The 21,011-nt window shown below is 40.8% G+C and carries 26 protein-coding genes and 1 pseudogene; 20 read left to right on the top strand and 7 right to left on the bottom strand.

Annotation, left to right across the window (positions count from 1 at the left end; all coding sequences use genetic code 11):
* Window positions 1-13: 13 nt before the first annotated feature.
* Window positions 14-349, top strand: a complete 336-nt coding sequence (locus tag R8O70_RS19585) for a zinc ribbon domain-containing protein YjdM (protein WP_064354030.1) — start codon at window positions 14-16, stop codon at window positions 347-349.
* A gap of 109 nt (window positions 350-458) precedes the next feature.
* Here R8O70_RS19585 and R8O70_RS19580 read toward each other — a convergent pair whose 3' ends face one another.
* On the bottom strand, window positions 459-845 hold the full coding sequence (locus tag R8O70_RS19580) for a hypothetical protein (protein ID WP_064354028.1): 387 nt from the start codon (window positions 843-845) through the stop codon (window positions 459-461).
* A complete protein-coding gene (locus R8O70_RS19575; protein ID WP_064354026.1) occupies window positions 832-1,140 on the bottom strand; it encodes a hypothetical protein in 309 nt (102 codons plus the stop codon). The genes R8O70_RS19580 and R8O70_RS19575 overlap by 14 nt, the downstream gene beginning before the upstream one ends.
* A 549-nt stretch (window positions 1,141-1,689) precedes the next feature.
* Here R8O70_RS19575 and R8O70_RS19570 point away from each other — a divergent pair.
* From R8O70_RS19570 to R8O70_RS19560, 3 genes and pseudogenes are all read left to right on the top strand, one after another.
* Window positions 1,690-2,028, top strand: a pseudogene (locus R8O70_RS19570) (T6SS effector amidase Tae4 family protein); the annotation flags it as partial.
* Window positions 2,029-2,533: 505 nt separating this feature from the next.
* A complete protein-coding gene (locus R8O70_RS19565) occupies window positions 2,534-3,067 on the top strand; it encodes a DUF6817 domain-containing protein (protein WP_104975378.1) in 534 nt (177 codons plus the stop codon).
* A 197-nt stretch (window positions 3,068-3,264) separates the two neighbouring features.
* Complete coding sequence (locus tag R8O70_RS19560) at window positions 3,265-3,630, top strand: OsmC family protein (RefSeq protein ID WP_238852712.1); 366 nt, start codon at window positions 3,265-3,267, stop codon at window positions 3,628-3,630.
* Between the two features lie 202 nt (window positions 3,631-3,832).
* Here R8O70_RS19560 and R8O70_RS19555 read toward each other — a convergent pair whose 3' ends face one another.
* The 3 genes from R8O70_RS19555 to R8O70_RS19545 all read right to left on the bottom strand — a co-directional run bounded on the left by R8O70_RS19555 (window position 3,833) and on the right by R8O70_RS19545 (window position 5,143).
* Complete coding sequence (locus R8O70_RS19555; RefSeq protein WP_206954901.1) at window positions 3,833-4,309, bottom strand: immunity protein YezG family protein; 477 nt, start codon at window positions 4,307-4,309, stop codon at window positions 3,833-3,835.
* Window positions 4,310-4,419: 110 nt separating this feature from the next.
* Window positions 4,420-4,869 (bottom strand): DNA/RNA non-specific endonuclease, encoded by a 450-nt coding sequence (locus R8O70_RS19550; RefSeq protein WP_258624481.1) that lies wholly within the window; start codon window positions 4,867-4,869, stop codon window positions 4,420-4,422.
* 22 nt (window positions 4,870-4,891) lie between these two features.
* Window positions 4,892-5,143: a PAAR domain-containing protein gene (locus R8O70_RS19545; RefSeq protein WP_226084234.1), complete on the bottom strand. Its 252-nt coding sequence runs from the start codon at window positions 5,141-5,143 to the stop codon at window positions 4,892-4,894.
* A gap of 228 nt (window positions 5,144-5,371) precedes the next feature.
* Here R8O70_RS19545 and R8O70_RS19540 point away from each other — a divergent pair, with 228 nt between their 5' ends.
* The 16 genes from R8O70_RS19540 (at window position 5,372) to R8O70_RS19465 (ending at window position 17,322) form a co-directional block, all read left to right on the top strand.
* On the top strand, window positions 5,372-5,893 hold the full coding sequence (locus R8O70_RS19540; protein WP_065274603.1) for a GNAT family N-acetyltransferase: 522 nt from the start codon (window positions 5,372-5,374) through the stop codon (window positions 5,891-5,893).
* A 151-nt stretch (window positions 5,894-6,044) separates the two neighbouring features.
* On the top strand, window positions 6,045-6,410 hold the full coding sequence (locus R8O70_RS19535) for a T6SS amidase immunity protein Tai4 family protein (protein WP_250154242.1): 366 nt from the start codon (window positions 6,045-6,047) through the stop codon (window positions 6,408-6,410).
* A 560-nt stretch (window positions 6,411-6,970) separates the two neighbouring features.
* Window positions 6,971-7,372, top strand: a complete 402-nt coding sequence (locus tag R8O70_RS19530; protein WP_053350308.1) for a DUF2007 domain-containing protein — start codon at window positions 6,971-6,973, stop codon at window positions 7,370-7,372.
* Window positions 7,373-7,515: 143 nt separating this feature from the next.
* A complete protein-coding gene (locus tag R8O70_RS19525; protein WP_005389306.1) occupies window positions 7,516-8,124 on the top strand; it encodes a pyridoxamine 5'-phosphate oxidase family protein in 609 nt (202 codons plus the stop codon).
* Between the two features lie 141 nt (window positions 8,125-8,265).
* Window positions 8,266-8,679 carry an RDD family protein gene (locus tag R8O70_RS19520; RefSeq protein ID WP_021707760.1) on the top strand — a complete coding sequence of 138 codons (414 nt, stop codon included), beginning with the start codon at window positions 8,266-8,268 and terminating at the stop codon, window positions 8,677-8,679.
* Between the two features lie 143 nt (window positions 8,680-8,822).
* A complete protein-coding gene (locus tag R8O70_RS19515; protein ID WP_005389307.1) occupies window positions 8,823-9,386 on the top strand; it encodes a sugar O-acetyltransferase in 564 nt (187 codons plus the stop codon).
* A 253-nt stretch (window positions 9,387-9,639) separates the two neighbouring features.
* On the top strand, window positions 9,640-10,185 hold the full coding sequence (locus R8O70_RS19510; RefSeq protein WP_318184326.1) for a GNAT family N-acetyltransferase: 546 nt from the start codon (window positions 9,640-9,642) through the stop codon (window positions 10,183-10,185).
* 142 nt (window positions 10,186-10,327) lie between these two features.
* Window positions 10,328-10,969 (top strand): alanine--tRNA ligase-related protein, encoded by a 642-nt coding sequence (locus tag R8O70_RS19505; RefSeq protein WP_005377082.1) that lies wholly within the window; start codon window positions 10,328-10,330, stop codon window positions 10,967-10,969.
* Window positions 10,970-11,106: 137 nt separating this feature from the next.
* Complete coding sequence (locus R8O70_RS19500) at window positions 11,107-11,394, top strand: putative quinol monooxygenase (protein ID WP_005377083.1); 288 nt, start codon at window positions 11,107-11,109, stop codon at window positions 11,392-11,394.
* 143 nt (window positions 11,395-11,537) lie between these two features.
* Complete coding sequence (locus R8O70_RS19495) at window positions 11,538-11,834, top strand: antibiotic biosynthesis monooxygenase family protein (protein WP_005377084.1); 297 nt, start codon at window positions 11,538-11,540, stop codon at window positions 11,832-11,834.
* 92 nt (window positions 11,835-11,926) lie between these two features.
* On the top strand, window positions 11,927-12,532 hold the full coding sequence (locus R8O70_RS19490; protein WP_258624476.1) for a hypothetical protein: 606 nt from the start codon (window positions 11,927-11,929) through the stop codon (window positions 12,530-12,532).
* A gap of 97 nt (window positions 12,533-12,629) precedes the next feature.
* Complete coding sequence (locus R8O70_RS19485; protein WP_005387184.1) at window positions 12,630-12,983, top strand: DUF1428 domain-containing protein; 354 nt, start codon at window positions 12,630-12,632, stop codon at window positions 12,981-12,983.
* Between the two features lie 129 nt (window positions 12,984-13,112).
* A complete protein-coding gene (locus tag R8O70_RS19480; RefSeq protein WP_053350313.1) occupies window positions 13,113-13,739 on the top strand; it encodes a LysE family translocator in 627 nt (208 codons plus the stop codon).
* 327 nt (window positions 13,740-14,066) lie between these two features.
* A complete protein-coding gene (locus R8O70_RS19475; RefSeq protein ID WP_258624474.1) occupies window positions 14,067-14,693 on the top strand; it encodes a LysE family translocator in 627 nt (208 codons plus the stop codon).
* 169 nt (window positions 14,694-14,862) lie between these two features.
* Window positions 14,863-15,327, top strand: coding sequence for a DUF2846 domain-containing protein (locus R8O70_RS19470; RefSeq protein WP_005377099.1), 465 nt, complete (start codon window positions 14,863-14,865; stop codon window positions 15,325-15,327).
* A 336-nt stretch (window positions 15,328-15,663) separates the two neighbouring features.
* Window positions 15,664-17,322: an autotransporter assembly complex protein TamA gene (locus R8O70_RS19465; protein WP_258624473.1), complete on the top strand. Its 1,659-nt coding sequence runs from the start codon at window positions 15,664-15,666 to the stop codon at window positions 17,320-17,322.
* A gap of 57 nt (window positions 17,323-17,379) precedes the next feature.
* On the opposite strand, the gene R8O70_RS19460 is transcribed toward R8O70_RS19465, so the two are convergent.
* Window positions 17,380-18,831, bottom strand: coding sequence for a phospholipase D family protein (locus R8O70_RS19460; RefSeq protein ID WP_258624472.1), 1,452 nt, complete (start codon window positions 18,829-18,831; stop codon window positions 17,380-17,382).
* 101 nt (window positions 18,832-18,932) lie between these two features.
* Window positions 18,933-20,972: a carboxylesterase family protein gene (locus R8O70_RS19455; RefSeq protein WP_258624470.1), complete on the bottom strand. Its 2,040-nt coding sequence runs from the start codon at window positions 20,970-20,972 to the stop codon at window positions 18,933-18,935.
* Window positions 20,973-21,011: the final 39 nt, after the last annotated feature.

Genomic DNA, 21,011 nt, shown 5'->3' with positions numbered 1-21,011 from the left:
AAGTTGAAAGTTTATGTCATTCTCTCCTTGTCCAAATTGTCATTCTGAATATGTGTATCAAGATCAAGCTAACTTGGTTTGTCCGGAGTGTGCGTTTGAGTGGAACCCTGGTGAATTTGCCCAAGATGAACTTATTAATGTTAAGGATGCAAATGGTACTTTGTTAGCCGAGGGTGACAGAGTTACTTTGGCAAAAGATCTTAAAGTTAAAGGTAGCTCCCTGATGTTGAAAATCGGTACAAAAGCAGTTGTTAGACGTATTGTTGATAGTAAAGATCACCAACTCGACTGCAAGGTCGATGGTGCTGGAGAAATGATGGTAACAGCGGCGTTCGTGAAAAAAGCTTAGGCTCGCGAAGTTAAGTATCGCCATAACAAAGCATTTAAGAGTGATTCCAAACGCTTGGCATTTTCAGTTCAAGGTTGGGTTTTGTGGGGTACACCAGCTTTTGGGACGCTCAGTTTTTAGAGAACTCGTGGTCCCTAAGTTTTTGCAGAAAGTCGTCACTCATTATATCTAGCCCTAAAGCATCAAACGCACTCCGTGTATCAAATAAAAAAATAAACTCTCTCTCTATTTCAGACAGCTTTTCAGTGCCAATTGCCTTTTCGAGTTTTAACCTTAGTTTTTTGGTTTTTTCGGAAGGCTTCTCTTTTAAGCATTGCTCAACCGTCTTTTCAGACAAGTACATGACAGTATAGTATTGAATTTCCGGTGATAAACTATGTATCCAATGATCTTCAGAAATAACAAAGTCCCGCTCATTTACACAATCAAAAGCAAATGAATTTGAAAATGTAATGAGGGTAAATACAAAGAGTAACGTTGATTTATAAGCTTTCATATGTACACTGACAAAATTTAAGTTCTTTCCCTGTTTTACTCGTAAAGTGCATCAAAGCTTCATTCTTTATGATTTTTCGAGTAATTACAGGTATTGATGTTGCACCACGAGCGAAGGTTTCCCAATCTGCTGTTGATATATTGTATGTGGCTGTAGCAAATGTGTTTTTGAAGAAAATTTGGTAAGTCGCGGTTGATCCACCAAGCACAGAAAGTAGCTTCATGTTTGTAACTCGTTTGTTGATTTCACGGATGCTGTTATGAGAACTTTCAGATACTACAAGTCCTTGAATCATGAATTTTTTTACTGCTATGTCCTCTGCCTTAAATGGGTGTTTTGATGCATAATATTTGCTTCTGTTTAGTGGGTACGTTTTGTGAGTTTAAAATGTGACGTATAGCTCAATAAAAGGTTTTTTCATTCTTTCCTAAGATTAGAACAAACATAACAAAGCATTTAAGAGTGATTCATAACGCTTGGCATTTTTAGTTCCATCTTTGGGTTTTGTGTTTACGGCGGTAAGGTTACGGTTCGTAGTAGCGTTGCTCACACCTTAATGCGGCGTTATGTAACTTCATGATTAGTCAGTTTCAAAACAATATGATTTCAATTATAAAATTTTCTTCTCTTTTTTACATGAGGTCGAATCAGCGGCACATTATATATCTTAAGATACTTACTAAGGATTGAGGTGAAAATGAAATTGCCAACATGGGAAAATCTTCGTGCCAATTACCCTGCTTTACCAGCTAATGTGGTTTTTAAAAAAATTGGTGGTAAAGTAGGTTCGAAGTACGAACTAGGTATATTTTCAAACGCTTGTGCTATTTGAGTTTCCAAAGCTCTTAATGGTAGCGGCGTAGAACACAAAATTCCTCGTTACAACGCGATTAGTCCGGAAGGAAAAATGAGTCTTCAAGTCTCTTCGGGACAAAATAAATTTTGGTATATTTTTCGAGTCAAAATTCTTATCAAATACCTATCAGAAAAATACTTTAGCCCTGAAGAGCTGACTCCCGAAGAGCACCTAGAGAAAATTAAAGAGCGTAAGGGCATAATTATCTATCAAGTTGACGGATGGAGTGATGCGACAGGGCATGCTGACCTATGGGGTGGGAATAAATGCGTATACCAAGGGTATGCATCAGTCACTCACAAAGTTCTGTTCTGGGAGTGCACATGATCAAGGTTATGACTTTCATACTTTTACTGATGTCATTATCTTTAAAAGCTAATACTGGTCCCCAATCTAATATCGATGAACGACTAATACAATTCGCGAGAGCGAATTGTTTATATCAGTACTTTCAACATAAAAACTATGACTTAGGTGATATTAGAAATATCTCTGCAGGTATAGTGCAAATGAATTCTATATCACCAGACACTTTCGTTGAAGTATCTAGGCTAGTAAAAAAATATGAGCCCGCAATTAATTATAAGAATGAGACGTCTCCTTTACTCGCGAAGTGTTTTACTTTGGAATACGATCCTTTTTTTCTAGAAAATCTGAGCTTGTTAACTCAGGTTGAGTAAAGTTACATAACAAACTATTTAAGAGTGATTCGCAACGTATGGCATTTTTGCTATGCGTTGCGTTTAGTGGTTAAGGTGTTGTGCGGAAGCGTCGGTATTGCGTTGCTCACACCTTAACAGGGCGTTATGCGACCTAAAGGGAATTGAGATTTATGGATAAATTTGGAATGCTTCAAGAACTTGGAGCGGGTGACTTTAAGCACCTTAACGGTTCATTGGAAGTACACCTGAAAGGCACTGAACAAGTTCTAATTAACTGGGGTAGTAGCGAGTTACTTCAAATCGCAGGTCTCTTTCATGCCGCGTATGGAACAGCGGATTTCGATGAAAATATGGTGTCGCTAAGCCAGCGCCAAGAAATAGCGCGAATTATTGGTAATGATGAAGAAGCATTGGTTTATTTGTATTGCTCATGCGACCGAAAGTATGTATTCCCTCAATTTGGCAAAGTGCTAGAAATCCAATTTAAAGACAGATTTACTGGTTCAACATTCAAACTCGACAGTGCAATGGTGAAATTGTTTTGCGAGTTAAAGGTCGCTAATGAGTTAGAGCTTGTTTATAGCAGTGCAGAGTTCAAACTCAAATATGGTGCTGAGCTATTTGAACTGTTCCAAGGTATGGATAGCTACTTAAGTACCGAGGCTAGAAAGGCGTACAAATCAGCATTGTCGAATTTCGCATAACAAACTGTTTAAGAGGGATTCGCAACGCGTGGCATTTTTACTATGCGTTGAATTTAGTGATTAAGGTTTTATGCGGTGGACTCGGTATTGCGTTGCTCACGCCTTAATAAGGCGTTAAGTGCAATCAACAATAGTGACATCAAAAAGTAGGGAAGTATGAGTATTAATATAAAGTGGATGGTGATTGTCGTTTTAAAGTGTCAGCTGAAGACGGCTTTACGTTTAATGTTGACGCTACAACTGAGAAAGCCTCTTGCCCAACGGAAATTCTATTGTCGGCTTTAGGTTCATGCAGTGCTACGGATGTCGTCTTGTTACTGCAAGATCAAGGTGTTGAAGTTAAAGGCCTAGAAAATACGGTTACTTTCGCCCTAACAGAATCAGAGCCTCGTTTATATAAATCGGCAAACTTACACTTTACAGTAAATGGCAGTGGTTTTAAGGAGTCTGACATTTTGCGATCAGCTCAAGGAGAAGCGGTGGAAAAGCATTGTCATGTTTGTCTGTTGAGCCCTACGATCGATATCACTTGTTCAGCTGAAGTGGGTAAAAATTGCAACTAACAAACTGTTCAAGAGGGATTCGTAACGCGTGGCATTTTTACTATGCGTTGAGTTCAGTGATTAAGGTGGTCTGCTGTGACATAGGTGTTGCGTTACTCACCCCTTAATTGGGCGTTAGGTGATAAGCTAGGTCTTTTAGATTGAAGCCACAACCACTTACTTCATTTCGTAAGTGGTTGTGGAGTTTTATTAAAAGTTTGTGTTAGTCTTTTTTAAACATGGCTGAATCCGGATCAAACCAAGGGCGGTAAGCATTTTCACCAAGGCCATCCCATGTTTCAATTAATTGCATAGTTTCGCTATCAGGATATATATCTTTATCTGGAGCTAATGAACTTAACCATGCCCAATCCTCATTCCATTTAAATTCAATTTTAAAATCACCGTCAGGATGAACAACAAAACGAGCTTTATTCCAAGGCTTGCTCTGTTCTTTACTAGACATTAAATCAAATAAGTCACTAAAGGCATCATCAAGTTCAATGTTATCAGAACTATAGATGTCGAGATCCTTCACATCATCTGAGTTAGCATCTACTAAGTACCGGTCTTGAAAATATACCGCTCTAGTAGAAAGGTTCATAGCAATGTCAACCCAAGCTACACACCACTGTTCGGGAACCACCTCCGAGATAGCTCCTCCAATATGGTTATAAATTTCTTCCGCTGATGAAAACATAAATTTACCTTAATTCTTAAATACCAAACGATTGGTGGAGCCACCATTTACAGTCCACTTTGAAATAAGTTTGGATTGTGTCTCTCCTTTACCATACTTAATTCGGATATCTACTTCCACGTATTTTCCTTCATCAAGTGCCAGTGACCACCATCATAGTTTGGGTCATCCCCTCCATACTTTGATTGAGTAGATGAATTACGGTGCAGTTTATCACGCATAGCTTGATTTTTAATGGGAGACTTTTGCAGTTTCCCCGTTATTCGTATTGTTCTACCTTGTGCGTCGGTTTCGTAGGTGTACGTTACTGGGCTTCCTTCATGAGTTGAGGTTACCTCATATAGAGTATTCGGTTCAGGAGGTTCTAGTTCGATCGCCCACGATCTCTGTTTCCCTTTTATGCCTGAAGCTTGTCCTGCACTAACCTTAACAATTGGTTTCTGCTCACGGGGAATATTCCCAACTGAATCATTAGTTAGTGAGTTTGTCTGTGTCGCAGAGCCTGTAGCACTTTTAGGTTTTGGCGTAGAAGCTTGACTGCCACTGTCTCCTACGAGCATTGTTGGGTTTCCAATTACTATTTTACTGCCGTGAGCCGTTCCGTGCCCCCATACGAACTGCGAGCTTTCCATTGATAAACACCAAACTAGAATCTTGGCTTATGGAATCTGGTGGACCAACACAAACAAGACGGTCCCCTTTTCGAGCCGCAGGTAACCCACCAATTTTAACATTGGGTGAACCAACGACAACAGGGCCGCCCACATGCGGAATTTTAGCGGTGACTTTGGGGCAGATGTGCATTGATGTTATTGTTGCTGTGGGTTTTCCCATGGCCACCCCTTACTGTAGATTGAGTTGCATATATTGTTCCTGATAAGGCATCTATATTCTGTGGCTAGTGTAATATTTGAAGTCACATCAACTAACAAACTGTTTCAGAGTGATTCGCAACGCGTGGTATTTTCACTATGCGTTGGTTTTAGTTTTTAAGGTGGTATGCGGCGGCTTTTGTATTGCGTTGCTCAACTCCAAAAGGTCATTAATACTCAAAGGTCAAATATGGATATTTACCCAGAAATCGAGTTATCTAAAGCGCAGCATAATGCAATTGAAGCTCTTAGAAACAAGTCGTTTCCTGAACACCAAGTTACTCGCTCTTACTATAAGCAACTCCCGCATATGAGAGTTCTGAATTACGAAGGTGATCAGTTAGTTGGTTACATGGGATTAGACTACAGAGTTGTTCGCGTTGGTGATGAAATTTATAAAGTATTAGGTGTGAGTGACTTTTGTGTCGAGAGCACAGTTCAAAGACAAGGTATTGGCACAAAAATGTTGTCTCAACTCAGCGAGTATGCGTCCACTAAAGATGTCGACTTCATCATTTTAGTCTCCGATTTGGAACGTTTTTATGTGGCTAATGGTTATATGCGCCTTAACTCTCTAAGTTCTTGGTTGCGAGTTCACGAACATAAAAATTACGGTGTCGCTGTAGAGCAACTAGATGATTTATATGTTAAACCTATCAGCGGCAAAACTTGGGCTGTTGGTCATATAGATTGGTTAGGGTATATGTATTAGTCTGTAGTGGGCTAATAATTGGTTCACAACAAGAGTGGTTACACATGGCATTTTCACTATGAGTTGATTTAAGTGATGTGGGGCAGTTTTGTATTGTGATACTCACTCCTTAATAATGTGCTGTAACTCTTAGGAAGCAAAGGTTTAATTTATGAAATGTAGAGTACTAGTAACCATCATAAGTATTGCTCTTTGTAGTGTAGGAGAGGCCGCGAATCCACTAAGTATTCAAAGCGATGAGCAACTGTTTAAAAACTTCGCTCTCTCATCTTGCATTGCGACTAATTACAAAGGATCAGCTGTTGCGAAAGATGCGATAACGGCGATGCAAGGCTACAGAGAGTTTTCCGAGCTTCCTTTGGAGTCATTCTTTGGGGTTAGCGAGCTATTGGAAAAATATGATATGGCTATTTACAAATCAAAAAATGGTAACGTGATCAAATTGGCCTACTGTATAGACTTTTCTAATTCAGACGATGTGCATAAGCTATACATTAATGCGAAATCAGAGTTATAACAAACTGCTCAAAGTTGATTCGCAACGTGTGGTATTTTTACGGCGCAATACGTTGAGTGATGAAGATGATTTTTAGTGGCTTCTGTATTGAATTACTCATCTCTTAGCGGGGCATTATGCGGTGATGTAAATATGAAGATATTTTTAATAGTAGCAACACTCGTTCAGTTCACTCTCCTGAGTTTCTCGAAATACTATTGCTCAATTGCAAATGAGGTGCTTAGAAAGGCGGTGGAAACTAAAGAGAGTAATTTTCTATCTTTCCTTGATAAGTATGATTATTACAATGACTTAGATAATTATCTAGGCTTAGCGTCCGCTACAGTGTGGGTTATGGTCGTGCTCGTGATAAAGTTGAAAAACGTATCAAGCACCGATATGGCTCATATGGCTGTTTGTTTGCCGTTATTTTTTCATGTGGTTTTGATGTCGATGTAGTTTCAATAGTTGTGGTTGGGTGATTAGGTACAACAAACGGCTCAGGCTAGCGTACCATACATGGCATTTCCAATTAGCGTTTCTTATACCTTACGAGCGCGTTTTCCCACAAGGAGTAATATGTGATTGTAGTAGCAAGGTTTTCTTTTCCTCATGAAGCTCATATTGCGAGAGCAAGCCTAGATAGTGTCGGAATAGAAAGTTACATCGCTGACGAGTACACGGTAAATACTCAGTGGCTTTATTCAAATGCAATAGGCGGCGTCCGTCTGATGGTGGACGAAAGTGATGCAGAAGATGCGAAACAAATACTTAGTAGCGATTTCTCAGAATCATTGGGAAATGAAGTTGACGTTGATGAAGAAAAAGACGTTTGCCCTAAATGTGGTAGTAAAGATCTATTTGCATTTACAAAAGGTAAACGCCCAGCTTTCTTAGTTTTTATTTTACTGGGTTTTCCACTGTTTTTTTACAAGCATGGTTATAAGTGTAAGCAGTGTGGGGAGTTTAGTGAAAAACTTTAAATCTTTAGATAACAAGGTATTAAAGAGATAATTTGTACTCGTAGTATTTTTACGATGAGTTATGTCGAGTGCCTATACAAGAAGTCAGAGTTACTGCTTGCTTACAAGCAAAGCATTATACGATAGTGAAGGAATAACATTGAATGAGTGAAATTAAAACAATAGAGCAGTTAAAAGAAATTTACGCAGAGCCAAGTGCGAGAGCTAAAAATAAAGCTCTGCCTGTGCTGGATGTTCATGCGATTACATTAATTAATAACTGCCATTTTGCAGTTCTAAGTACCGCTGATTCACAAGGGTATATCGATCTTTCTCCTAAAGGAGGGGAGCCTGGCTTCGTAAAAGTTTTAGATGAATCAACATTGTTGCTCCCTGATAGCTCGGGGAACAATCGTATCGATAGTCTAAAAAATATCATTAGTAACCCCAAGGTAGGGTTGTTATTGATGGTAAATGGTATTGATGAAGTGCTCCGTATTAAAGGAATCGCAAGTATTCACACCGACGCCAACTTGATATCTGCTTGCCCCGATGGAAGTAAAGATCCTAAGGTTGTTATCAAAATAGTCATAGAGAGTATGTATTTTCATTGTGCGAAAGCGGTGATGAGAGGGAAACTTTGGTCTGATGACTATAAAGTAAATCGCTCAATTCTCCCTTCATTAGCTCAAATCTTTAAAGATCAACAAAAGTTAGAAAGTAAAGCGCTTAATCAAGAAGAGATGTTGAAATATTACCAATCTAGCCTTTAGAACGAGCTTGGTAATATATTGAAAAGATAGAAAAATTAGGTTCGACCGTGCTCTGCGGAAGTATGGATTAGGTTTAGTGGGGATGTTACTGTCTCAATAATGTTAGTTCACCAATAAGCAATTGTTAGTCCAAATTTTAAAATGAAAAATGCAGAAAAATTTACTCTAGAAAATTACGTTTTGGCTAGTCCGGGAGTTAGGTGTGTTGGACAAATGATTGATCTTTTTGTCAGTTTTAGCATTTTTACTCTCGTTTTATGGGTCGGCTTAGAAATCGGTATTGAAAAAGAGCTTGTGCGCGCTACAGCAGTAACTGCGACTGTATCGTATTACCTTTTTTCTGATTGTTTACCAAATGGTCAAAGTGTGGGTAAAAAACTTTTGGGCATTGCAGTTATAAGTGCAAGAACGGGTAAAAAGTGCAATATTTTTCAGTCGCTCTTTCGAAATGTTATTACTCCATTCTTAGGTTTTATTGACTCAATTTTCATTCTTGGTAAAAAGAGGCAACGGCTCGGTGATAAGTTGGTGAGAACGGTGGTGGTAGTGCACTAGTTTGTTGAAAAAATTGATAGCGCTGAGGACTTGCGTTCAAGTCGGGCTTTGTTTTCGTGGTGGAACAGCCTCGCTTAGGAGGTAGCGTTACTCACATACTTAATGTAGCGTTGTAAGAAAATTGGTATTGGAGTCCAAGTTTTATGTCAGAAAAAGAGAAAATGTTAGCAGGTGAGCTTTATGACCCAAGTGATGAAGAGTTATTAAAGTTAAGGTTGAGCGCTAGGTTACTAACTGAAAAATTGAATGCCACGTCTGTTGAGCATAAACAAAAGCGAGTTCAAATAACTAAGCGCTTGTTCGGCACAACAGGTGACGATATTCATGTTGAATCTTCTTTCAATTGCGACTATGGATCCAACATTCACGTTGGAGATAATTTTTACGCTAATTTTGGTTGTGTGATTTTGGATGTTGCGGAAGTTAAGTTTGGTGATAACTGTTTACTTGGGCCTCAAGTTGGAATTTATACTGCGACTCATCCCTTAGATCCTATCGAGAGGAATAGTGGTTTAGAGCTAGCAAAGCCCATAAACATTGGTGACAATTGTTGGATAGGTGGCCATGCCGTAATCAACCCTGGCGTAACACTTGGGAACAACGTGGTGGTAGCCTCTGGCGCAGTCGTTACAAAGAGTTTTGGAGACAATGTCGTTGTTGGTGGCAACCCAGCCAGAGTACTGAAGGAAATCGTCACTAAGCGATAATAAAGTATATGGACTATTTTGAGCCTGAGTTTAGGACTTATGATCAACTCACTCCAAGCTTTGATGCGTTCAGCGGTTACTTGTTGACGCACTTGAATGTCTAAAATTTGCTTCAATATAGAATCGTGACACGTGGCGCTTTTACCGTGCGTTGAGCTTGTTTAAAAGTCTCATACGAAATCATTTGTATTACGTGTCTCACACTTTTATTGTATTTTCGTCACCAATAACAAACCAAAAGGCTGGCTCCAAAATGTTAGTAACAAAGATTGAAACGGAACGATTAATTCTAAGAGAGCTAGTTGAAGATGATGCAAGCGAATTGTTTGACATCTTCTCAGACCATGAGGTCATGAAATATTGGAACTCTGGCCCTTGGGTTTCAATTGAAGAAGCGCGGACATTTATAGCCAAGAGTACACAGGCCATGAATAGCAATACAGAAGTGACACTAGGCATCTTCCTAAAGAGCAATGCCCAACTTCTGGGTAAGATAATGCTGTTTAATCACGTGAAAGAGTCTAGGCGCGCAGAAATTGGCTTTGGCGTTAGTCGTCATTTCTGGGGTAAAGGCATTGTATTAGAGGCGGGAACTGCATTAATCGAACACGCATTCAAAACACTGAATCTACGTCGAATCGAGGCTGAGATAGATCCAGACAATGCTTCTTCAGGTAAAGTCTTGGAACGGTTAGGTTTTATAAAGGAAGGTTTCCTAAGGCAGCGTTGGGAAGTGAATGGAGTAGTCTCAGATTCCGCAATTTACGGGTTGTTAGCTAAACCCTTAGACAGCGTTTAGTATCCGGCCTTAAACGCATCTAATAGGTCTAGCCTGCTCGTGCTCTATACACAGCCTTACATTTGACGGCGAGGTTTCTTGAATTGACTTGGTGGTCACTGAATGTACTATCAAGGATAGGACTTACTGCAAGGATAGCAGCATGAGCGAGAAATTATTTTGGGTTAATCCCTACCAAACAGAACTTAACTCAAGAGTGACCAATGTAGACGGAAATAAGGTTGAATTGGACCAGACTATCTTCTTTGCAGAGTCTGGAGGCCAAGAGAGTGATAAAGGAACGATTAATGGTATTCCGGTTTTGATTGCTCAAAAGTTAGGTGTTCGACTTATTTACACATTGGAATCCTCTCCCAATTTTACTCTTGGTGACATTGTAACTACGAATATTGATTGGAAGCGTAGATACGCCTTAATGAAGCTACACTTTGCGGCTGAAGTGGTGCTCGAGATGTTTTATCAGCGTCGGGAAGGCATTGTTAAGATAGGCGCGCATATTTCTGAAAATAAGAGTCGCATAGATTTCGAGTGGTCTGAAAGTATTGGCCCGCTATTGAAAGAAATTGAAACTGATGTGCAAGATTTGATTAACTCTGATTCAGTTATTATTAGTGACTTTTCCGATCAAGAGAGCGAAAGAAGGTATTGGAGAGTGGATGGGTTTGCGCAAGTACCTTGCGGTGGCACTCATTTAAAGCGCACATCAGAAGTCGGCCAAATTCAATTAAAACGCAAGAACATCGGTAAAGGCAAAGAAAGGGTAGAGATAACCTTATGCTCGTAAGTCGATAGGGCATTAGAAATAGATTCCTAACACGTGGCATTTTAATTCATGTGAGATTCACATTTGCGATATGATGGTTGAGATTGAGGGCGTGTTGGCTACTTCTTAACGAAAGGTTACAGGGGCGAGAGGATGATATGTCGAAAGTAACATTGAAAGGCTTTATTTTAGTTCCGGAAAAGGATTTAGAATTAGTAAAACATGCGTTAATAACTCACAAAAGGCTCACGTTAGAAGAGCCGGGCTGCCTTACTTTTCTTGTGACTCAAAGCTCGACTAATCCTTTTCGTTTTGATGTCTATGAGGAGTTCGTCGACAAAGCCTCTTTTAAGCAACATCAGGAAAGAGTTCAAGCCTCACATTGGGGAAAAGTAACTGCCAATGTTAAACGTCAATACGAAATCTTTGAATGTGTGCATGACTAATCGAATCGGAGTGATTTAGAGCGTTTACGCTTTGTTTTTTAGGTTGTTCTACGCTCTACTATGTTGCTTTATTCATCTATTAACCTGGCTTAGTGTTCCTGATACTTTGCCGTATTAAATCTAGAAATTTTAATGGAAGTGTTATGTTTAGAGTTGTGTATGAATGGCGTGTGCCAAGTGAAAAAATGGATGAGTTTCAAAATATATGGCGTTCGACGACAGATTCAATTCATCAGTCAGTAGATGGGGCGCTTGGTAGTTTTATGCTTCGTGCTTACGATGTACCGGAAAAGGTTTTAACTATTGCCAAGTGGCGAACACGTGAAGACTGGGAGCGGTTTTGGGGAACTAGTAACCCAGAAAAAATGAAGAAGATGAGTGAAATTGCAGAGCGTATTTCAGTTGAACCATTCGATGAAATTGAAGATAGAACTAAGTAGGGCTAGAAGCAAACAACAGAAACGTTAAAGTGATGCCTAATGCACAGTTTGGCGGATAATATGAAAGACAACCTTAACGAAGGAATAGGGTTATGCAGATTTTAATCGTTGGAGGTAGTAAGGGTCTAGGAAGGTTCTTGGCTACGAACTTACAGGGTACAGAAATTTATACGATTTCTAGATCAAAGCTAGTTGAGGAGGGAGTCGCTTCTGTTTGTATTGACGTTGATCCCGGTAAAAAGCCAGATTATACGTGCTTCAAAGGTGTAGAGTTTGACATCATCGTTTATTTGGCGTCCATGTGGGGAGAGTCTTCAGAATTGACAACAAACGAACTGATTGAGTTTATGAATGTTGGCCCGATTGGGTATCTTAATTTAGTCAATGAGCTTAACGCTTTAGGTTCACTTAACGATAAATGCAATATTGTATCTATTGGCTCTACAGCAGAGCTTTCAGAAAGTAGTGAATACCCTGCATTCGCCCTCAGTAAAAGATTACTCAAAGATATTTCTAGCCAGCTGCAAAACGTTTATCGTGATTACCGCTTTACTCACTTTACAATAGGTGGGATCGGGCATGCTGAAGAGGAACGTATTGAGTATTCGAGTGTTTTGGAGATTATAAATATGCTAACTAAGCTTGATCTAAACACATACCTTTCAAATATGTATATAAAGTCCAAGCTAGGAATGTAGCTCTCAAGCTGTATTACGTACCTGCTCCTATGGTTTGGCATCATGTGCATTCTTTTTATTGAGCTATGGTTATAACTCCAATGAAAGGAGTTTACTTATGTCATACATTGATGGTTTTGTCGCTGCAGTACCGACAGCGAATAAAGAAAAGTATATCGCACACGCAAAAATAGCAGCAGAAATGTTCAGGGAGTTTGGGGCCTTAAAGGTTGTTGAGACGTGGGGGAGTGAAGTACCAGATGGTGAGATCACATCATTTCCCATGGCAGTTAACGCTGAAAGCAACGAAACCGTTGTGTTTTCGTGGGTAGTCTGGCCTTCAAAAGAAGTTCGAGACTCAGGGTGGCTGCGGATCATGGGTGATCCTCGAATGAGTCCAGATAATAACCCAATGCCCTTTGATGGAAAGCGTCTCATTTATGGCGGATTTGATGTTATTTTGGAGCAGTAAAATACCAAAGAATCTCAACTCGATTCGTGACACTTGGTGTTTTAATCAGTATTACGCTTCTGATGTACGTTCAATAGAGTATTCCGCGATAAGTGTTGATAAAACTCCATTTGGAGGCTTAGAGTAAAAATGGAAGAGATAAATTATTCACTGATTGTCGTATCAGCTATCGCTGCCATCGCTAGCCCCGGACCTGCAACTCTTGCGATAGCAGGCACGTCAATGAACCACGGTCGGCGCTTTGGTGGGTATTTGGCTGCAGGTGTTTTAACGGGGTCTTTATTTTGGTCAACCTCAGCCGCTTTTGGTCTCGCAACCATACTCTATAGCAATGTTTGGCTTTTTGAAATTCTTAGATATTGTGGGGCATTTTATCTTTTATATTTGGCTTTAAAGTCCGTACATTCTGCCTGCAACATCGAGCAGCTAAAGTTACCCAAAACATACGTAACGACAAAGAAGGGTAACTACTTAACCGGAGTGTTAATTCACTTAACTAACCCAAAGGCTATTCTGTTTTTCGGTGCGCTTTATTCGATAGGGGTTCCTCCTACGGCCAGTCCGTTGGAATTGTTGTCGGTCATTTTTGTTGTAGGGCTGGTTAGTGCTTTGGTTTTCTTTGGCTATGCTTTTCTTTTCGCGTATAAAAAGGTCAGACAAACCTATCTCAGATCCAAAGCAGTTTTTGAAGGCGTGTTCGCGTTATTTTTTGGTGTAGCAAGTATTAAGTTGCTGCTTAGTGAGGCAGGAAAATGAAGCACAAAAGGCTTGAAGAAATAAGAATAGATAATCTATCTGATTTGACGGTCTATTAAGTATACTAAGTAGCCGATATGTTAACTTCCATAAGAGCTTCTGGCTGGAAAAAGCTTATAACCAAACGATGCTAAATATTATCATTCAAAGGGCTAACAAAGGCCCATAATTTAATTCGTATCACTGTTCAGGATTGTGCTCTTCGTGCAGTGCTGTAGTATTAGTAACGTGTTGTTAATACTAAATATAACCAATTGAAACCTGGACGTTGCATTACTTGTAGTTCGATGAAATGTTATCCCGCAAGACGTTAATTTGGAGAAAAGAATGGATTCAAACTCACTATTATTATTTGTTGTCGCTTGTCTCGCTATCAACATGATTCCTGGACCTGATGTAATTTATATTGTTTCCAATACAATGAAAGGTAAATTATCTGCTGGGCTGAAAGCGGCTCTAGGGCTTGGTGTTGGTTACTTTTTTCATACACTAGCGGCATGTTTAGGTTTGTCAGCAATAATTCTGAGTTCATCTTTGGCTTTTAGCGTTGTTAAATGGTTAGGGGCCGCTTACCTAGTTTATTTAGGTGTTCAGTCATTACTGTCCATGTGGCGTGGAGAAAGTAAAATCGTTGAAAACAAAAATGTTGATAATAATAAAAATGTGTTGGTTCAGGGGGTTATCGTCAGCGTCTTGAATCCAAAAGTAGCGCTATTCTTTCTCTCGTTTCTGCCTCAATTTATTGATACGTCTGCAAGCTCAACATCAATGCAATTATTAGTACTTGGCTTGCTGTTCAGCGTACTTGCGACGACATGTAACGTTTTGTACGCATCTGTGGGTAATTGGGTATTTAGTCGTCCACACTCTCAGCGTTATTCAAGAACTCTTGAAGGTGTTTCAGGTATTCTACTTATCAGTCTAGCGAGTAAAGTGGCATTTAGTGATCGTTAGATACAGGGCATTTTATTCTCGTGATTATTATATGGCTAATGTTTGCTCAATCTATACGTTAAATGAGTGCTGTTGCATAGGATGAATCACAAATTTCAAAAATACCAATAAGTGAACGTATTTATTTATAGTATGGTTGGCGCGATTTTATCGTAGCTAGGTTAATAACATGAAAAATAAAGTAATTCTGTGTTCCGCATTCCTTTTGGGTTTGTCAGGTTGTGCTTCTGTTCCTACTGTTGATTCGACAGTATCAAATCAAATGAAATCATTTGAAGCACCTCAAAAGGGGAACGCAGGGATTTACATTTATCGAGAAGATGCTTTTGTCGGAGCAGCACTTAAAAAGTATGTTTACGTCGATGGGGAATGTATTGGTGAAACCGCTCCTGGTGTGTTTTTCTACCATGAGGTCGAAGGCAATAAAGAACATCAAGTAAGTACAGAGTCTGAGTTTTCTGAAAATCACTTAACTATCTTAACGGAAGAGGGTCGTAATTATTTCGTTAATCAATACATTAAAATGGGTGTATTTGTTGGTGGTGCGGGCGTGGAACTCGTAGACGAAAGCAAAGGTAAAGCAGAAGTACTAAAAGTAGACATGGCAGAAAAAGGAAACTGTTCTTCGATCTAGTTTTACTAACAGACCGCTTTTTAGATTAAAAAACACATTATCAATGTAACCCAACGCTTGATGAGATCCATTCAGCGTTGGGTTTTGTATTTTTGGCAAACAGTATACCTATTTCAGACCGCATGATTTGCCACTTCCTAGATTGAGCCGATTTATCGTTCAAAGTATCTACTTGTGAAACGTGAATTCTCGAGAGGATTTCGTAGGGAGCAATCCTACATACGCGATTAACTGATATGCCATTCCATCATTAACCTTGTCGAGTGTATTGCTAAACTAGGTAGCGGTGTGTCTCCTCTCATTAAACAAATAATAGGTATATCAGTTTTAGCTTCTATGCCTTTACATCATGCACTCGGAGCGCAATTTAAAATCAAAGGGCTAACACCAATATTAGAGAAAAATCTTGAAAGTCACCTTACACCACTAACGAAACTCTCTGTTTCAAACATTACCTCAAATCGACTAATGCAGATGGTTAATAATGCCTTAAACCCTTATGGCTACTACCATTCCGAGCTCAGAGTTCAGAGATCAGAGAATAATCTCATCACGCTTGAGGTTGACGCGGGGGAGGTGATGTTGGTCAAAAAATCTAATATTGCTGTGTCGGGAGAAGCCAGTAACGATCAGGATTTCATCGAACTGATTAATCAAGCTCAACTTAAACAAGGGCAGCCGTTGCTTCATTCTGAGTACGATACGCTAAAGCGAAACTTGATTTCATTGGCTCAGCAAAAAGGTTACTTAGATGGACGTTTTATCGAATCGTCTTTGGAAGTCATTCCAAGTTTGAATCAAGCCCATGTGAATCTGCATTTCTCTAGTGGTTCTCGTTACCAATTTGGAGAGCTCTCTGTTCTTACGTCGGGTATCGAAACGGCTCGAATAGAAGCGATGAGAACATTTGAGTGGGGCGACGATTTTGACACTTTGAAATTGAGTCAATATCAGGCCGACCTCTCCAATACTGATTGGTTTCGCAGTGTGATTGTGAAAGCGGATTTCGAGGAGACATCCGATGGCTATAAGGTGCCGATAGAAGTGCTCGCAGAGCCGAATTCACGCAATATTGTGCAAGTCGGTGGAGGATATTCGACAGACTTGGGATTACGCGCTTCGCTGAACTGGACCAAGCCTTGGTATAACGCACGTGGACACAGTTTTGAGGCACAAGCGTACGCTTCCAAACCGGAACAATCGCTATTACTAGGTTATAAAATTCCCACCCAAAATGTTCTAACGGATTACTACGGGATTCAGTTTGAATCTAAGCATGTCGACTATCGAGACACATCGAGTTTTTCTAATGATTTATCGTTTGAAAAACACTGGCAGTTAGACAGTGATTGGCAAAGCACCATGCACGTTCGTTATTTGCAAGAAAGTTATCGACAAGCGTCGGAGAATAACGAATCACAGTTGTTATTACCGGGGGTGACATTTTCACTGCTTGATCGCAAGAACGATCAATTAGAAGTAAAGCACCATCACGTCTACTCATTGGAATACTCAGACCCTAATTTTTTCTCCGATTCTCGTTTGCTGCGTATTGAGGGCAACAGTGTGCTGTCTTGGGATATTAGTGAAAAACACAAGTTTCACTTTCGTTCCAATGTTGGCATTAATGTCGCTGACACTTTGAGTGATATCCCATCATCATTACGCTTCTTTGCGGGAGGTGATGGCAATCTTCGTGGTTATGGTTATGAGTCTATCTCTCCGAGAGATGAAAATGGCGATTTAACCGGTGCTCGTTACATGTTTACTGCTGGGCTGGAATATCAATACCAGGTCTACCGCCAACTGTGGCTTGGGGCATTTTATGATGTTGGTGATGCCTTCAACGATAGGGTGGATTGGAAAAGCGGTACAGGGTTGAGTTTGATATGGAACTCAAAATACGTGCCCGTCAAAGTGGACTTTGCTTATGGTTTAGATGCTCCTCAAGGAGACCAATTCCGCGTTCACTTTTCGCTAGGCACGCAGTTTTAGCGGCATTAAAAAGGCTCTCATCCTTGCAGATAGAGAGCCTTTTTAAGTCTTGATTGTTTAGAGTTCGAACTCACCATTCAGTTTCTTGAATATCCAGTTAGGCGCCTTATGCCATCCACCATAGTTTGGATTCTTAGTATGGATCTCATGCATTGATTGCCACTGAGTTTGGCCTTGTCCATCTCGAGATACTCGCCAAAACAGTTCATCTTGTTGTCGAGTTAAGTAGTGCATGACATGTTCTGCAAAGGCTTCGCTTTGGACCAACACACCAAATTCCACATTGAGGAAATCCGATCTTGGGTCGAAGTTTGATGAGCCAATATAAGTCAGCCGATCATCAAGTATCACCGTCTTGTTGTGATAATAAGTATCCGCATGGAAGTAATGGTCATCATTTTTCGCTTGGTTTTTGTACTCAAGTATATGAACGCCCTTATCCAACAAGGTTTGGCGGTGCTCCTCGTAATAAGCCGGAATAAAGCCAGAGTCGTTAGATGCAGACGAGTTCGTCATTAACGTGATGTCCGCTTTTTGCTCCATCAAGGTATCAATAAAGGCAAATTCACCATCACTTGGTACCACATAAGGCGTTGATATCACTGCTTTGGATGCAGTGGTTATTTGTTGCCAAACTTGGTGTTCTGCACGTTTTCTAAAGTAGGGCTTGTTGTTTGCTAACTTGTTTAATGAGTCGAAAACGGGGGTGACTTGCGCAGTGATGAATTCGGGACTGGTCAGTTGCTTAACTTGTTTTTCAACTTCCGCCAGAATAATGCTTTTGTCTTTCTCACCTTTATTAAGCGCTTTAGTAAACGCGGAATAGTTTGGGGTAACGTTAACGATGTTTTCTATTGGCGTAACATACTGGCTGTCCCAAAGCTGTTGGTAGTTCTGGTCGAACGCTCGAATAATGCTGCCTTTGAACAAGACATCCATATCAAAGAAGTTGGCTTTGCGGCTGTAACCAAAATAGTCGTCGCCAATGTTGCGTCCACCTAGAATCATCCATTGATGGTCGACGTTGAAGTACTTCTCGTGCAGACGATTGTCCAAACGTTGTTGATGAGTAGAGAAGTTGACGGCGCGACCAATCCAACCTGACTTACGTGAATCAAACGGATTGAATAAACGAATTTGAATGTTGTCGTGAGCGCTGAGATCAGCAAGCCATTTCTCGTTAAAAACCAATAGATCATCGAGAGTGAGTCGAATTTGCACGCCTCGATCTGCTGCTTGCTTGAGTTCATTGAGTAGCATCAAACCAAGCGTGTCACTCTCCCAAGAAAAGTAAGTCATATCGATGCTTTGCTGAGCATTTCTAACCAGTTCAACGCGACGCGCAAAGGCTTCCGGAGCGTTAGGAATTAAGTAAACTTCGGCTTGATGCTGAGTAGTTTGCCAATTGGCTTCAAAATCCGGTTCAACTTGCGGGTAGGGCTGGGCACAGCCAACCAATAGTGCGCTGAAGATAAAGAGTAGCAGGGCACGAAGGGCGTTAGGAAACATGAGTAAACCTTCCTAATGATGTTCAAGGAATAAGGATGAAAAAAGCCAGTGAACTGGCTTTTAGGTATTCGGTAACGAGTTTTGAGTGGCTGAGGATGAAGTTACATGTGGCTAAGAATCAGCCCAAGTTCCTCGAGACCGTTGAGCCGACCTTGGCGCAGTTTTGGATCGATGCCTGAGTGATGAGCATTGTCCCAGTCTTGCGTGGATTGAATGCCGCCATCGTTATCGATCAGCAATACTCGGTCAGTCGTACTGTTGTATTGGAAGTCCTCAAATAAACGTTCGCTAAACCACATACGAGAGAGCTCGTTCATCATTGCTTTGTCTTTGCTACCTGGACGAACACTTGAACCATCAAGCTTTAATGCTTTATTAAACACAAATGGTAATTCCGATGCATTACAAGCGCCCACAATACAACTGATGCTTTTGAGTAAATCACCAACGTCGAGATCGCCATTTTCACCTTTTGTGTTGTAAGTCCATACGTTGAATCCAGGTGTGTAGTCAAAGTAGTAAAAGCTTGGCGTTGCTCCTGTTGCTTCTTCAGTTGAAACTTTATGACGGTTTGGACCCGTGAAGAGCAAGTCATGTAACGCGGTTTTGAATTGCTGCATGTTTTTGGACGCGCCATTCAGTTCGCTTTCATCGTTAGGGAAGAAGTCAGCCAGAGCAAGTAACTCCGTGGTTGAATCGGAGTTCCCCAAACCGAAGAACAACTTAGTCATCGCCTCATAAGCGGTGCAAGGCAGCAGTTCCAATAAGTCAGAAAGATCGAGTTCAATTGAAGCTGAATCGCTGAGTAATGAACGATATTCGGTGCGTAAACGGTTTAAGTTCGTTTCCGATTCTAGCCACTCAACCATGTATTCGACGATTAAGGTTTCGTCACCACTTTCAATGATTTCTGGTGCTTCTTGGCTCAAGATTTCAATGATAGTTGGGATCAAAAATGTCAGGCTCGGCAGCATGCCCAGAGTATTGATTTCTGCGCTGTTAGAGCCAATTACCGTTGGTACGATCCATTCACTCTCAATGGCTTGCTCAGTAAAGTGATAGCCTGGTACTTCTTTCACTAGAAACGCTGGTGGGCGATGCTCGATGTAAGGCGCAAATGGCATCAATGTAGCTAATGGGCTGTTGTCGCGTGTTGGGCTTATAACCGGAATATTCACGGCGGTCAGTACCCAGTTCTTAAGACGTTGAATAGGATCAAGCATCTCGCTTTGTACCTTCATAACCTCTTCAAGTGGTAGTAACGCAAGATCTTCAACGCTTTGCTCTGGTCTTTGGCTCTTGGCAACATCGTAACTTTTATATTCAAAGCCGTAAGGGTTGCTTTGCATGATGGCACGTTGAAAGTGCTCACCTGCGATTGCAGCATCGCCTTTTGATTGCTGTAAAATTCCCACCGACATGGCACCCGCACCTTGACCCATGAGTGTCACGTTTTGCGGATTGCCGCCGAATGCCTCTATGTTTTGTTGAACCCATTCAAGCGCGTGTTTTTGATCGCCTAGACCAAAGTTACCGCCCTCAGGGTTGTCCAAACCATCGATCCAAACACTGCCTAGCAAGCCCAAACGATAGTTAAAAGTAACTGCAATAAACGGGTTACCATCGTCAGCACCTTGTGCAACCACCATATCACCATGAATCAGCGGTTCTGAGCCCGCGCCGTATTCAAAGTCTCCACCGTGAATAAAGACATAAACTGGCAAATCTGCGTACGCTTCTGTCCCGGCAGGTCGCCAAATGTTTAGGTTCAAACAATTTTCTGATTGCGTTTGTGTCGTGGTTTTTAATTGCGGACACGCATCACCGAACTGAGTCGCATCAACATCGCCTTCAAGTGGGACCGCAATGCTGTGCTGAAAGCGGTCTGCTTGCGCAAACTGGATACCTTTGAACGCCTCTACCGCTGCCAGTTTTTCATCCGCATCAAGAGGCGTGATGACAAGGGACTCTTTGGTCGCTTGAATGGTTGCATCGCCAATTTCCAAAGCGATTTGCTCTGGTGGTAAGGGTTGTAGTGGCTTCGGGCCGTTAGGAACGCTAGGTTTACCAGAGTCATCACTGCAAGCTGCTAAGGCAAGAGTGATGGTAATGGCTAAAGTTGAGCGATTGAGTAAAGTCATTGTTATGTCCAAAAGTCATTTGGTGCGTACACCGAAAAT

Source organism: Vibrio sp. 779(2023) (genome assembly GCF_033344285.1).
GTDB lineage: Bacteria > Pseudomonadota > Gammaproteobacteria > Enterobacterales > Vibrionaceae > Vibrio > Vibrio alginolyticus.
The sequence above is the reverse complement of the archived record's forward strand: the minus strand, read 5'-3'. Positions and strand labels throughout refer to the sequence as shown.

What these genes read in the sequence shown, in the direction of transcription:
- R8O70_RS19585 (WP_064354030.1), top strand. Translation starts at nt 14, where the DNA reads ATGTCATTCTCTCCTTGTCCAAATTGTCATTCTGAATATGTGTATCAA.
- R8O70_RS19580 (WP_064354028.1), bottom strand. Translation starts at nt 845, where the DNA reads ATGAAAGCTTATAAATCAACGTTACTCTTTGTATTTACCCTCATTACA.
- R8O70_RS19575 (WP_064354026.1), bottom strand. Translation starts at nt 1,140, where the DNA reads ATGATTCAAGGACTTGTAGTATCTGAAAGTTCTCATAACAGCATCCGT.
- R8O70_RS19565 (WP_104975378.1), top strand. Translation starts at nt 2,534, where the DNA reads ATGGATAAATTTGGAATGCTTCAAGAACTTGGAGCGGGTGACTTTAAG.
- R8O70_RS19555 (WP_206954901.1), bottom strand. Translation starts at nt 4,309, where the DNA reads ATGTTTTCATCAGCGGAAGAAATTTATAACCATATTGGAGGAGCTATC.
- R8O70_RS19550 (WP_258624481.1), bottom strand. Translation starts at nt 4,869, where the DNA reads ATGCTCGTAGGAGACAGTGGCAGTCAAGCTTCTACGCCAAAACCTAAA.
- R8O70_RS19545 (WP_226084234.1), bottom strand. Translation starts at nt 5,143, where the DNA reads ATGGGAAAACCCACAGCAACAATAACATCAATGCACATCTGCCCCAAA.
- R8O70_RS19540 (WP_065274603.1), top strand. Translation starts at nt 5,372, where the DNA reads ATGGATATTTACCCAGAAATCGAGTTATCTAAAGCGCAGCATAATGCA.
- R8O70_RS19535 (WP_250154242.1), top strand. Translation starts at nt 6,045, where the DNA reads ATGAAATGTAGAGTACTAGTAACCATCATAAGTATTGCTCTTTGTAGT.
- R8O70_RS19525 (WP_005389306.1), top strand. Translation starts at nt 7,516, where the DNA reads ATGAGTGAAATTAAAACAATAGAGCAGTTAAAAGAAATTTACGCAGAG.
- R8O70_RS19520 (WP_021707760.1), top strand. Translation starts at nt 8,266, where the DNA reads ATGAAAAATGCAGAAAAATTTACTCTAGAAAATTACGTTTTGGCTAGT.
- R8O70_RS19515 (WP_005389307.1), top strand. Translation starts at nt 8,823, where the DNA reads ATGTCAGAAAAAGAGAAAATGTTAGCAGGTGAGCTTTATGACCCAAGT.
- R8O70_RS19510 (WP_318184326.1), top strand. Translation starts at nt 9,640, where the DNA reads ATGTTAGTAACAAAGATTGAAACGGAACGATTAATTCTAAGAGAGCTA.
- R8O70_RS19505 (WP_005377082.1), top strand. Translation starts at nt 10,328, where the DNA reads ATGAGCGAGAAATTATTTTGGGTTAATCCCTACCAAACAGAACTTAAC.
- R8O70_RS19500 (WP_005377083.1), top strand. Translation starts at nt 11,107, where the DNA reads ATGTCGAAAGTAACATTGAAAGGCTTTATTTTAGTTCCGGAAAAGGAT.
- R8O70_RS19495 (WP_005377084.1), top strand. Translation starts at nt 11,538, where the DNA reads ATGTTTAGAGTTGTGTATGAATGGCGTGTGCCAAGTGAAAAAATGGAT.
- R8O70_RS19490 (WP_258624476.1), top strand. Translation starts at nt 11,927, where the DNA reads ATGCAGATTTTAATCGTTGGAGGTAGTAAGGGTCTAGGAAGGTTCTTG.
- R8O70_RS19485 (WP_005387184.1), top strand. Translation starts at nt 12,630, where the DNA reads ATGTCATACATTGATGGTTTTGTCGCTGCAGTACCGACAGCGAATAAA.
- R8O70_RS19480 (WP_053350313.1), top strand. Translation starts at nt 13,113, where the DNA reads ATGGAAGAGATAAATTATTCACTGATTGTCGTATCAGCTATCGCTGCC.
- R8O70_RS19475 (WP_258624474.1), top strand. Translation starts at nt 14,067, where the DNA reads ATGGATTCAAACTCACTATTATTATTTGTTGTCGCTTGTCTCGCTATC.
- R8O70_RS19470 (WP_005377099.1), top strand. Translation starts at nt 14,863, where the DNA reads ATGAAAAATAAAGTAATTCTGTGTTCCGCATTCCTTTTGGGTTTGTCA.
- R8O70_RS19465 (WP_258624473.1), top strand. Translation starts at nt 15,664, where the DNA reads ATGCCTTTACATCATGCACTCGGAGCGCAATTTAAAATCAAAGGGCTA.
- R8O70_RS19460 (WP_258624472.1), bottom strand. Translation starts at nt 18,831, where the DNA reads ATGTTTCCTAACGCCCTTCGTGCCCTGCTACTCTTTATCTTCAGCGCA.
- R8O70_RS19455 (WP_258624470.1), bottom strand. Translation starts at nt 20,972, where the DNA reads ATGACTTTACTCAATCGCTCAACTTTAGCCATTACCATCACTCTTGCC.